We start from the raw sequence: 12,201 nt of genomic DNA on the forward strand, positions 1-12,201 counted from the left end.
GATTAACCGTCGCTTACCACCCCGCCTGCCACGGCGGGGTTTTTTTATGCCCGTGCGCCGGCGTTTCGCCGCATGGGGTAAATAAGGCCTGTTTTTTACGGCTGTTCCGCCGATTGTCATTACCGCCGCTGCGGATAATAGCGCTGACTCCTTTACCCGCAGGTTTTAGACATAGTGAGCGATCTGTATACCGCCGAAGGCGTGATGGACAAAAACTCTCTCTGGCTGCGCTACGTTCCGCTGGTGCGCCACGAGGCGCTGCGCCTGCAGGTCAGGCTGCCCGCCAGCGTGGAGCTTGACGATCTGCTGCAGGCCGGCGGCATCGGGCTGCTGAACGCCGTCGAACGTTACGACGCACTGCAGGGGACCGCCTTTACCACCTATGCGGTGCAGCGCATCCGCGGCGCGATGCTTGATGAGCTGCGCAGCCGCGACTGGGTGCCGCGCAGCGTGCGGCGTCACGCCCGCGAAGTGGCCCAGGCGATGCAGCGGCTGGAGCAGCAGCTGGGGCGTCCGCCCGCTGAGCTGGAGGTGGCGCAGGCGCTGGATATCTCGCTCAGCGATTACCGTCAGATCCTGCTGGATACCAATAACAGCCAGCTGTTCTCCTACGACGAGTGGCGGGAGGAGCAGGGGGAAAGTGCCGAACTGATGCTGGAAGGGCATGAAGAGGCCAACCCGTTGCAGCAACTGCTGGAGGGCAACCTGCGTCAGCGGGTGATTAACGCCATCGAAGCCCTGCCGGAACGCGAGAAGATGGTGCTGACGCTGTATTACCAGGAGGAGTTGAACCTGAAGGAGATTGGCGCGGTGCTGGACGTTGGCGAATCACGCGTCAGTCAATTACACAGCCAGGCGATCAAACGCCTGCGCGCTCGTTTGGCTAATGATTGATCGGCGATAACAGGAGCCCTCATTATGTCTGGAACAGTACTGAAAAAGCGGCCGCTGAGCCGTTATGTAAAAGATTACAAACTTACTCAGACCCACTGCGGTCAGTGCGGTAAACAGCTGGACCGCATGGCGCTGGTGTTTCGCGGTAAAATCATCAACAAAGAAGCCATCGCCCGCATGGACCAGCCGATCGATGAACAGGTGTGGCAGAGCGTGCAGCAGGAGCTGACCGCACTATGCCGTTTCTGCAGCGAAATCTCCTGCAACAGCCACCCGAGCTACTTCGACATTATGGCGTTCAAACAATATCTGTTCGAACAGACCGAAATGAGCCACAGCACCGTGCGTGAATATGTGGTGCGCCTGCGGCGGCTGGATGAAATGCTGAGCGCGCGCAATTATCCGGCGGAGAAACTCAGCAACGGCTGCTGTTATCACCTGATTGACGACCTGCCCAGCGCCGGGCATAACAACTATCGCATTGCCCTGCGCAAATACGATCAGTACCTTGCCTGGCAGAAGAGTTACTAAGCCTGTGACGGTCGCCCCGGGGCGGCCGTCGGCGCTCCCGCGATCGATAATAAGTGATTATTGACGTCACTTCTGTTACACCTAGCTGTCAGACGTTAATATCGCTTTACTGGGAGTAAGCTGTGAATCTGCAACAGCAACTGGCGCAATTCCCGCGCCTCGATTTGGTTGGCTCCGCCACGCCGCTGGAGAAACTGTCCCGCCTTTCTGACTACCTTGGCCGTGAAATATACGTTAAACGTGACGATGTCACGCCGATGGCGTTGGGCGGCAACAAACTGAGAAAACTGGAGTTTTTGGCCGCCGAAGCGCTCGAGCAGGGGGCCGATACCCTGGTGACCGCCGGCGCCATCCAGTCCAACCACGTCCGCCAGACCGCCGCCGTCGCCGCCAAACTTGGCCTGCACTGCGTGGCGCTGCTGGAAAATCCCATCAATACTCAAGCTGAAAACTACCTGACCAACGGCAACCGCCTGCTGCTGGATCTGTTCAACGTGGAAGTGGTGATGTGCGATGAACTGCACGCGCCGCAGCAGCAGTTGGAGGCGCTGGCGACGCGTCTGGAAGCACAGGGGTTCCGGCCTTACGTGGTGCCGGTGGGTGGCTCCAACGCGCTTGGCGCGCTGGGCTATGTGCAGTGCGCGCTGGAAATCGCCAGCCAGGGCAAGGACGTTGCCTTCAGCTCCGTGGTGGTGGCCTCCGGCAGCGCCGGCACCCACGCCGGTCTGGCGGTCGGGCTGCAGCAACTACTGCCGGAGAGTGAACTGATTGGCGTCACCGTTTCACGCCGCGCCGGAGAACAGCTGCCGAAAGTCGAACAGATTCAGCAGGAGCTGGCCCGTTCGCTGGGGCTGGAACAGGCGCTGGCGCCGATTACGCTGTGGGATGACTATTTCGCGCCGCAGTACGGTATGCCGAATGACGAAGGGACGGCGGCGGTGCAACTGCTGGCGCAGCAGGAAGGCCTATTGCTCGACCCGGTGTATACCGGCAAGGCGATGGCCGGACTGATCGACGGCATTGCCCAAGGGCGCTTCCGCGATGACGGCCCGATCCTGTTTGTGCATACCGGCGGTGCGCCGGCGCTGTTCGCTTATCACCCGCAGGTGTAGGCCGGGGGTGTGGTGATATTCCATTCTGAACTATATTTATTAGGTAATATTCCTTTATACCGCCATGCAGGCTGTTAAAGTCCTGAAATCAAAAAAGATAACATTCTATACGGGGTAGCTATGCTCTTTTCTAACGTTCGACGCCAGCTGGTTCTGGGGATGATGGCGGTGGCGCTGACCACCGGCCTGAGTGCAAACACCTTCGCGGCAGACAATCTGCTGGATCAGGTAAAACACAACGGTACGCTGAAAGTGGGCCTGGAAGGCACCTATCCGCCGTTCAGCTTCCAGGGGGAAGACGGCAAGCTGACCGGCTTCGAAGTGGACTTCGCCAACGCGCTGGCGCAGCATCTGGGCGTTAAAGCCAAACTGAGCCCTACCAAATGGGACGGTATGCTGGCGTCGCTGGATTCCAAACGTATCGACGTGGTGATCAATCAGGTCACTATTTCCGACGAGCGTAAGAAAAAATATGATTTCTCTACGCCGTACACCGTGTCCGGTATTCAGGCGCTGGTGAAGAAGGGCAACGAAGGGCAAATCAGCAAGCCGCAAGACCTGAAGGGTAAGAAGGTCGGCGTTGGCCTCGGCACCAACTATGAGCAATGGCTGCGCGAAAACGTGCAGGGCGTTGACGTGCGCACCTATGACGACGACCCGACCAAATATCAGGACCTGCGCGTAGGCCGCATCAACGCGATTCTGGTGGATCGCCTGGCGGCGCTGGATCTGGTGAAGAAAACCGGTAACACGCTGGCGGTCGCCGGCCCGGCGTTCTCCCGTCAGGAGTCCGGCGTGGCGGTGCGCAAAAATAACCCGGAGTTGCTGAACGCCATTAACCAGGCGATTGCCGAGATGCAGAAAGACGGCACGCTGGCGAAGATCTCTGACAAATGGTTTGGCGCGGACGTAACGAAATAATGCAAGAGAGTATCCAACTGGCGCTGGATTCAGCGCCGTTTTTATTGAAGGGCGCCATACTTACGCTGCAGCTGAGCCTCGGCGGCATGGCGCTGGGGCTGATTCTCGGTTTTCTGCTGGCGCTGATGCGCCTTTCGCATTTCTGGCCGCTGTCGTGGCTGTCGCGTATTTACGTGTCGCTGTTCCGCGGCACGCCGCTGATTGCCCAGCTGTTTATGATTTACTACGGTCTGCCGCAGTTCGGCATTGAGTTCGATCCGTTCCCGGCGGCGCTGATCGGCCTGTCGCTCAACACGGCGGCCTACACGTCGGAAACCCTGCGCGCCGCCATCTCCTCGATCGATAAAGGGCAGTGGGAAGCCGCCGCCAGTATCGGCATGTCGCCGTGGCAGACCCTGCGCCGGGTGATCCTGCCGCAGGCGGCGCGTACCGCGCTGCCGCCGCTGGGCAACAGCTTTATCGGGCTGGTGAAAGACACCTCGCTGGCGGCGACCATTCAGGTGCCGGAGCTGTTCCGCCAGGCGCAGTTGATCACCTCGCGCACGCTGGAGGTGTTCACCATGTATCTGGCGGCATCGCTGATCTACTGGCTGATGGCGACGCTGCTGTCCGCGCTGCAGAACCGTCTGGAGTCGCACGTTAACCGTCAGGATAAGGAATAAGCCCATGAGCGCCATCGAAGTAAAGGACGTGGTGAAAAAATTCAATGGCCATACGGTGCTGCACGGTATCGATCTCGAGGTGAACTCCGGCGAGGTGGTGGCGATCATCGGGCCAAGCGGCTCGGGGAAAACCACGCTGCTGCGCTGCATCAACCTGCTGGAAGTGCCGGATTCCGGCACCATCCGCGTGGGTGATATCGAGATCGATAGCGCGCGTTCGCTCGGCAAGCAAAAGAGCCAGGTGCGCGAGCTGCGTCAGCAGGTGGGGTTTGTGTTTCAGAACTTCAATCTGTTCCCGCACCGTTCGGTGCTGGAGAACATCATCGAAGGGCCGGTGATTGTGAAGGGTGAGGAGCGCGCCAAGGCTGAACAGCGCGCCCGCGAACTGCTGGCGAAGGTCGGGCTGAGCGGTAAAGAGCAGGCCTATCCGAAGCGGCTGTCCGGCGGCCAGCAGCAGCGGGTGGCGATCGCCCGCGCGCTGGCGATGCAGCCCGAAGTGATCCTGTTTGACGAACCCACCTCGGCGCTGGACCCGGAGCTGGTGGGCGAGGTGCTCAACACCATCCGTGCGCTGGCGGAAGAGAAGCGCACCATGGTGATCGTCACCCACGAGATGAGCTTTGCCCGCGACGTCGCCGACCGCGCCATCTTTATGGACAATGGCCGCATCGTCGAACAGGGGCCGGCGAAGGCGCTGTTTGCCGACCCTCAGCACCAGCGCACCCGTCAGTTCCTCGATAAGTTTATTAACCAGTAAATAGAGCGCCGGGCGCTGATACGCCCGGCTTCGTGCTGTGAATTCAATCACACAATATATATTCTGCGGAACAAAGCGCGGACGCAGGCTCTATCCTTCACTTAACTAAAAAATAACATTACCGACAGGGCCGGTATTGCGATGACAATGCCGCCCGTTATGCATGGAGCAATGCTATGGCGAGCATTGGGACGCCTTTTGATTTTCCGGCAATCATGGAAACCAAAGCCAGGGCGAATAAATTTACGCTTGATTCCTATCAACGACAGGCTATTTCCAGCTTAAACGCGCTGATTGCTGCCAACCTGAATCCGCAGAACGGTCACGCTCACCGCGACGGCGTTTATATTTGGGGAAAAGTAGGGCGGGGAAAAACGTTTATTCTTGACGCTTTTTATGACGCGGCGCCGATAAAAAATAAACGCCGCGTACACTTTCATCATTTTTTCCGCGAGTTGCATCAACGACTTGCCGCGCAGGATACCCAAGGGCAGCCGATAGCCGAGGTATTAAGCGCTCAGTTGGGCGACTGCCGGTTATTGTGTTTCGATGAATTTCATCTGCACGATATTGGCGATGCAATGTTAATCAAACCCCTGCTGGACTTTATTTTTCACCAGAAAATCCTGCTGGTGGTGACTTCCAACTATCCACCGGATGAATTGTTAGCCAATCCCCTTTATCACCAACGGTTTGTGCCTTCGATCGCCCTGATAAAACAGCATATGGAGATCTTCGCATTGGCCGGCGGCCAGGACTACCGTTCGCTGGGCGCGAATGACAGCACGCCGTTTTGCCAGGGCGTCTATCTGTGTCCCGGCAATGCAGCGCAGCGCCGGGAGTGCGGGCTGCCGGAGCCTGACGGCCTGCTGCATGCCCTTGAGGTCGGTTACCGTACCCTGGCGGTGCTTTCTCCCGCCGGGGATGTTCTGCACTTTTCCTTTGCCGCGCTGTGCGCGGCGCCTACGGCGGTGATGGACTATCTGGCGTTATGCGAGCGCTGCCGCTGCTGGATTATTGAGGATGTTCCGGCGCTGGCGACCCAGTCTCCGGCGGCGCAGCAGCGTTTTATCAACGTGATTGACGTGCTCTACGACCAGAATTGCCGGCTGTATGTGATCAGCGACTATCCGCTGGCGGTGATGACCGACGGCGTCGAACTGGATGATATCCAGCGCACTCGCAGCCGCCTGAGCCAGCTGAAACACTACCTGCCCGCGACATAGCGCCAGCCACGATCATACAATTAGGCGGATACTGACATGCAAGACGCACTGCAGCTTTCCCACTATCTGGTATTGGCCGGTGCACTACTGGTGGCTTATGTCATCTTCGGCATTGCCGGCTTCGGCACTGCGTTGATCGCCAGCCCGGTGATGGCGCTGTATATCCCGGTAGCGAAAATCGTGCCGTTGCTGGCGCTGTTGGATATGTGCGCGGCGATGGTCAATGTGAGCCGCGACGGGCGCAATGCACAATGGCCGGAATTAAAACGGCTGGTGCCGCTGATGATCGCCGGCAGCCTGATCGGCGCGCTCATTCTGCTGAGAACCCGGCCTGATATTCTGCTGCTGGCGTTGGGGATTTTCGTGGTGTTGTATGCCGCCTACGCATTAAGCGGGCTGAAGCCGGATCGCCGTTTCTCTGCCAGAGCTTCCGTTCCGTTTGGTCTGCTCGGCGGGGTGTTCAGCGCGCTGTTCGGCAGCGGCGGCTTTATTTACGCGATTTACCTCAGCGGACGGATTGAAAGCAAAGAGGCGATGCGCATTACGCAAACCACGCTGATCGGCCTGAGCACGCTGACCCGCGTGGTGATTTTTGCGCTGGCCGGGGTCTATTTTGATGCCGATCTGCTGCTGCTGGCGTTAGCCCTGGTGCCGGGCATGCTGTTAGGGATCACGCTTGGCCGCTATTTCACGCTGAACATGTCGCGCGAACAGTTCCTGAAGCTGATTAATGTGATCCTGCTGGTGTCGGGCAGTATGCTGATCTTCCGCTATCTGACCACCTCGCTGTGAATACTGACCATGTTCCATACCAATAAGGGCGGGGCTGAAATTAAAGTCGCCTGATGGTTAAAACTCGCTCCCGCACAGGTATTCGTTCTACCGCCATACTCTCCTTGATTGCGGGGGCTGTCAGTAGCTGAAACCGTAACACGCAGCTGTTTTCCTTGGTGTTTTCTGTGCTTTGCATTCTGTGATATATGCCCATTGTAATCGTTGAAACCTTGGACAGAGATCGTTTAAGGTACATCACTCACATACCCCCTATGGCGTCATTATGACAAAGAGTCTTATTAATGGCCTTTCCTCCCCGTCAACGTATTGAGCCCGGTTATTGCGTCGTTGAAACGCCGGGTACGCTCTCTTCACAAGGTAATATTCTGTTCAGAAACCCACGCAGCGAAGCCGCCCGTTATTTTATGCAGCTTAATGCCGATACGCCCTGGGTGAAACCCGGACATATCCTGATCGTTATCTGACTGGCGGTGCTGCGGGGAATGCGATCGGTGAATTTGGCGGTGATCCTATCTATAAAATAGTAGGTGGCTAATGCTTTTGATGTTGGGATATACCGGGGCAATACTCTCTTTTTTGGCCTGTTTTATTGGTTTCCTTACCATGATTTTTTTCGGGATAAACCGCAAAAAGTATGAACGCCTCGTTGCCGTATACCAGGGAGAGAGTTTATACATGAACGATTTCAATAAACTCGCTGTATATTTTGGCTATTTCAGTAGCTACTTCCCGATCGTGTTTTTTTATAATTTGTTGAAAAATAAAAAGATAAAAACAGGAAAAGATACCTTTGCGCCCGCTGATGCCTATACCTTTATGCAGTCCCTGCCTCGCGAGCTGACAGGATGGATCACGATATACTACTGGATGCATTTTATCTGGATGAGCATGATTGCGGTTGGCGGCGTCATGCTGGCGATTGCCAAAGTATCGGGCCTCGATCCTACCGCCTGAGCCTGAGCCTGAACGAAGAGCGGTGCGTTGGGTGATGAAACCGCTCTGATAACCCGTTTGGTGAGCGCAGTGCTTGATTATCCGGTATGGATAGTCGGATTTTCAACAGGGTAATCATCGATGCTGTCCACAAAAGAAAAACCCCACTTACAAGGTGGGGTTGGTTAGCAGTCTTGAAACCCCGCCAAAAGCGGGGCTTGTCTTACCGAGTGGTAACTAATCAGCCGATAGTCATCAGGCTGGCGTTACCGCCGGCGGCGGCGGTGTTGACGCTCAGCGAGCGTTCAATCAGCAGGCGCTCCAGCAGGATATTGGTTTCGCCGTAGGCGAAGCCCTGCACGGAGACGATGGCGCCGCTGCGCTGGGCGATCTGCTCGCACAGGATACGCAGCTGATCGGCGTCGCCGTGATGCATGGCGGCGTCGAACTCCACCTTATCGCTCTGCCAGTCTTTAGTGAAGGCGATGCGCGCCTGCACCTCGTTTGGCAGACGACGGTACAGCGTGCGCTGCAGCTCCGCTTCCGGCCACAGCGCCTGGCTGCCGACCGCCAATACGGCAGCCAGCTGCGTCAGCGCGTCGGCGTCGTTATCCGCCAGACACAGCACGCGCTCGCGCGGCAGCAGGGCATAGGTGTTGCGTTCGCCGGTCGGGCCAGGCAGCGGACGTACGGTACCGCCCTGGCCTAGCTCGGCATAGCGCTGCGCCAGCTGCGCCAGATCGCGCAGGTTCTCCGCCACCGCCCATTTCTCCAGCGCCTGATGCGGCGCCAGCAGGACCGGACGCGCGCTGGCTTCCATCGGGCGCTCGGCATCCTGACGGTCCAGCGTGCGCTGCACCGCGTCTTCCGGACGGTTAGCCAGCAGGCGATAGAGGTACAGCGGGCCGCCGGCTTTCGGACCGGTGCCGGACAGGCCTTCGCCGCCGAACGGCTGAACGCCGACCACCGCGCCGACCATATTGCGGTTAACGTACAGGTTGCCCACCTTGGCGCGCTCGGTCACCCGTGAGATGGTTTCATCAATACGGGTGTGAATGCCCAGCGTCAGGCCGTAACCGGCGGCGTTGATCTGATCGACCAGCGCTTCCAGGTTGGCGCGACGGTAGCGCACCACGTGCAGCACCGGGCCGAAGATCTCTTTTTGCAGCTCGTCGAAGCTCTCCAGCTCGATCAGCGTCGGCTTGACGAAGGTGCCGCGCGGCCACTCTTTCTCATCCTGCGCGTTGTTCTGCGCCGCCTGATACACTTTGCGGCCTTTGGAGCGCATGGTCTGAATGTGGCGGTCGATGCCGGTTTTGGCTTCGGCGTCGATCACCGGGCCGATATCGGTGGACAGACGTTCCGGGTTGCCCATGCGGCACTCCGCCATCGCGCCGCGCAGCATCTGCAGCGTGTGTTCCGCCACGTCTTCCTGAATGCACAGCACGCGCAGCGCGGAGCAGCGCTGGCCGGCGCTGTCGAACGCGGAAGCCACCACGTCGGTGACCACCTGCTCGGTCAGGGCGGAGGAGTCGACGATCATCGCGTTCAGGCCGCCGGTTTCGGCGATCAGCGGCGTCGGCCGCCCCTGCGGATCCAGACGTCCGGCGATGCTGCGCTGCAGAATGCCGGCCACCGCGGTGGAGCCGGTGAACATCACGCCGCGCACGCGCTCGTCATTAACCAGCTGCGCGCCGACGGTTTCCCCCAGGCCCGGCAGCAATTGCAGCACGCCGTGCGGAATGCCGGCCTCCAGCAGAATGCGCACCGCCTGCGCCGCCACCAGCGGCGTCTGTTCCGCCGGTTTGGCCAGCACGCTGTTGCCGGCGGCCAGCGCCGCAGCGATTTGCCCGGTGAAGATCGCCAGCGGGAAGTTCCACGGACTGATACAGACCACCGGCCCCAGCGGACGGTGGCTGTCGTTGGCGAAATCGTCGCGCACCTGGCCGGCGTAGTAATGCAGGAAGTCGACCGCTTCACGCACTTCGGCGATGGCGTTGTTAAAGGTTTTGCCCGCTTCGCGTACCAGAATGCCAATCAGATTCTGCAGTTGGCTGTCCATCAGCTCGGCGGCGCGTTCCAGCACCGCGGCGCGCTCTTCCGGCGGGGTGGCGAACCAGATAGGGCCGGCGGCGGCGGCGGCGTCCAGCGCGCGGCTGACTTCGCCTTCGGTAGCTTCACGCACGTAACCGACGATATCGCTCGGTTCGGCCGGGTTAATCACCGGTTGTTCCACGCCCTGATCGGCGTCGGCGTCGATAATCGGATCGGCGCGCCACTCTTGCGCGGCGCTGGTGAGCAGGGCGCTGGACAGGGAAGCCAGACGCTGTTCGTTCGACAGATCCAGACCGCTGGAGTTAACGCGTTTTTCGCCGTACAGATCGCGCGGCAACGGAATTTTAGGATGCGGCAGGCCAATCTGACCTTCGCTGGCGGCCAGCGCTTCCACCGCCAGCACCGGGTCGGCCACCAGCTCGTCGAGGGACAGCGTGGTGTCGGCAATACGGTTGACGAACGAGGTGTTGGCGCCGTTTTCCAGCAGACGACGCACCAGATAGGCCAGCAGCGTTTCATGGGTGCCGACCGGTGCGTAGATGCGGCACGGACGGTTCAGTTTACCGTCGGCGATTTTGCCCACCACCTGCTCGTAGAGCGGCTCGCCCATCCCGTGCAGGCACTGGAACTCGTACTGCCCCGGATAGTAGTTGTTGCCTGCCATATGATAAATCGCGCTCAGCGTGTGGGCGTTATGGGTGGCGAACTGCGGATAAATCAGGTTCGGCACCGACAGCAGCTTGCGAGCGCAGGCCAGGTAGGAGACGTCGGTGTAGATCTTGCGGGTGTAGACCGGGTAACCTTCCAGGCCGTCCATCTGGGCGCGTTTGATTTCGCTGTCCCAGTAGGCGCCTTTCACCAGACGGATCATCAGGCGGCGACGGCTGCGCTGCGCGATGTCGATCACCGCGTCAATGGCAAACGGGCAGCGCTTCTGATAGGCCTGAATAACGAAGCCGATGCCGTTCCAGCCGGCCAATTGCGGTTCGAAGCAGAGTTTTTCCAGCAGATCGAGCGAGATCTCCAGACGGTCGGCCTCTTCGGCGTCGATATTGATGCCGATATCGTACTGACGCGCCAGCAGGGTCAGCGACAGCAGCTGCGGATACAGCTCCTCCATCACCCGCTCGTACTGCGCGCGGCTGTAGCGCGGGTGCAGGGCGGACAGCTTGATCGAGATCCCCGGGCCTTCATAAATGCCGCGGCCGTTGGAGGCTTTGCCGATGGCGTGGATCGCCTGCTGGTAGGAGACCATATAGGCCTGTGCGTCAGCCTCGGTCAGCGCGGCTTCGCCCAGCATGTCGTAAGAATAACGGAAGCCTTTGTCTTCCAGCTTGCGCGCGTTGGCCAGCGCTTCGGCGATAGTTTCACCGGTGACGAACTGCTCACCCATCAGGCGCATCGCCATATCGACGCCTTTGCGGATCAGCGGCTCGCCGCTCTTGCCGATAATGCGGTTCAGCGAGCGCGACAGGTTGGCTTCGTTATGGGTGGACACCAGTTTGCCGGTGAACAGCAGCCCCCAGGTGGCGGCGTTGACGAACAGCGACGGGCTGCGTCCCAGGTGGGAGTGCCAGTTGCCGGTGCTGATTTTGTCGCGGATCAGCGCGTCGCGGGTCGGTTTGTCCGGAATGCGCAGCAGCGCTTCCGCCAGACACATCAACGCCACGCCTTCCTGTGACGAAAGCGAGAACTCTTGCAGCAGGCCTTGCACCATGCCGGCGCGTCCGTGTGCACTCTTTTGGTTCCGCAGCTTCTCGGCGATGCCGTAGGCCATCTTGTGGGTGGCCTGTGCAAGATCGGCCGGTAATCGCGCCTGTTCGAGCAACATCGGCACCGCTTCCTGCTCCGGGCGGCGGTAAGCGGCGGTAATGGCGGCGCGGGTGACCGACTGCGGCAGGATGTGTTCGGCAAAATCCAGGAACGGCTGGTGGGACTCTTCCTGCGGTTGCGGCATAATGTCGTCCGCGTCGCTACTGCCGGCGGCATTAACTGCAGGAATTTCAGGGATATCGGAACCGCTCTCAAGACGTTCGAGATAATTAAAAATGGCTTGCTTGATTAACCAGTGCGGCGTGCGATCGATGCGTTGTGCAGCGTTTTTAATGCGATCGCGCGTTGCCTCGTCAAGCTTGACGCCCATTGTGGTCGTGCCCATACCATCCAGCTCCTGTGTGTTTAGAACCTATCCCGGCAGGCTATACAAATTCCGGGCCGCTTTTAGCCTGCGGGGATAGGCTCGTGAAATATGTTGTGTATGTCTGAAGGCAGACAATATCCTGCATGTTGCAACTTTGTGCAACCTTGTTAAATCA

The 12,201-nt window shown here is 59.1% G+C and carries 11 protein-coding genes; 10 read left to right on the forward strand and 1 reads right to left on the reverse strand.

The window, feature by feature from the left end; all coding sequences use genetic code 11:
• Window positions 1–174 precede the first annotated feature (174 nt).
• The 10 genes from FO014_RS19560 to FO014_RS19605 all read left to right on the forward strand — a co-directional run bounded on the left by FO014_RS19560 (window position 175) and on the right by FO014_RS19605 (window position 7,852).
• Window positions 175–894 carry an RNA polymerase sigma factor FliA gene (locus FO014_RS19560; RefSeq protein ID WP_160030729.1) on the forward strand — a complete coding sequence of 240 codons (720 nt, stop codon included), beginning with the start codon at window positions 175–177 and terminating at the stop codon, window positions 892–894.
• A gap of 24 nt (window positions 895–918) precedes the next feature.
• Complete coding sequence (gene fliZ, locus FO014_RS19565) at window positions 919–1,425, forward strand: flagella biosynthesis regulatory protein FliZ (protein ID WP_160030730.1); 507 nt, start codon at window positions 919–921, stop codon at window positions 1,423–1,425.
• Between the two features lie 122 nt (window positions 1,426–1,547).
• Window positions 1,548–2,537, forward strand: a complete 990-nt coding sequence (locus tag FO014_RS19570) for a D-cysteine desulfhydrase (RefSeq protein ID WP_160030731.1) — start codon at window positions 1,548–1,550, stop codon at window positions 2,535–2,537.
• A 120-nt stretch (window positions 2,538–2,657) separates the two neighbouring features.
• Window positions 2,658–3,458, forward strand: a complete 801-nt coding sequence (tcyJ, locus tag FO014_RS19575) for a cystine ABC transporter substrate-binding protein (protein WP_105231555.1) — start codon at window positions 2,658–2,660, stop codon at window positions 3,456–3,458.
• The gene (tcyL, locus tag FO014_RS19580; RefSeq protein WP_054306766.1) at window positions 3,458–4,120 is read left to right on the forward strand and encodes a cystine ABC transporter permease; all 663 of its coding nucleotides are present in this window, start codon (window positions 3,458–3,460) and stop codon (window positions 4,118–4,120) included. Before tcyJ ends, tcyL begins: the two co-directional genes overlap by 1 nt.
• 4 nt (window positions 4,121–4,124) lie before the next feature.
• Window positions 4,125–4,877 carry an L-cystine ABC transporter ATP-binding protein TcyN gene (gene tcyN, locus FO014_RS19585; protein WP_015672792.1) on the forward strand — a complete coding sequence of 251 codons (753 nt, stop codon included), beginning with the start codon at window positions 4,125–4,127 and terminating at the stop codon, window positions 4,875–4,877.
• A 176-nt stretch (window positions 4,878–5,053) separates the two neighbouring features.
• Window positions 5,054–6,103 (forward strand): cell division protein ZapE, encoded by a 1,050-nt coding sequence (zapE, locus tag FO014_RS19590; protein WP_160030732.1) that lies wholly within the window; start codon window positions 5,054–5,056, stop codon window positions 6,101–6,103.
• A 36-nt stretch (window positions 6,104–6,139) separates the two neighbouring features.
• Window positions 6,140–6,895, forward strand: coding sequence for a sulfite exporter TauE/SafE family protein (locus FO014_RS19595; RefSeq protein ID WP_160030733.1), 756 nt, complete (start codon window positions 6,140–6,142; stop codon window positions 6,893–6,895).
• A 284-nt stretch (window positions 6,896–7,179) separates the two neighbouring features.
• Window positions 7,180–7,362, forward strand: a complete 183-nt coding sequence (locus FO014_RS19600) for a hypothetical protein (protein WP_105231551.1) — start codon at window positions 7,180–7,182, stop codon at window positions 7,360–7,362.
• A 211-nt stretch (window positions 7,363–7,573) separates the two neighbouring features.
• The gene (locus FO014_RS19605; RefSeq protein ID WP_246168010.1) at window positions 7,574–7,852 is read left to right on the forward strand and encodes a hypothetical protein; all 279 of its coding nucleotides are present in this window, start codon (window positions 7,574–7,576) and stop codon (window positions 7,850–7,852) included.
• 220 nt (window positions 7,853–8,072) lie between these two features.
• Here FO014_RS19605 and putA read toward each other — a convergent pair whose 3' ends face one another.
• Window positions 8,073–12,044, reverse strand: a complete 3,972-nt coding sequence (gene putA, locus FO014_RS19610) for a trifunctional transcriptional regulator/proline dehydrogenase/L-glutamate gamma-semialdehyde dehydrogenase (RefSeq protein ID WP_160030735.1) — start codon at window positions 12,042–12,044, stop codon at window positions 8,073–8,075.
• Window positions 12,045–12,201 lie beyond the last annotated feature (157 nt).

Origin of the sequence: Serratia rhizosphaerae (assembly GCF_009817885.1) — a bacterium.
Lineage (GTDB): Bacteria > Pseudomonadota > Gammaproteobacteria > Enterobacterales > Enterobacteriaceae > Serratia_B > Serratia_B rhizosphaerae.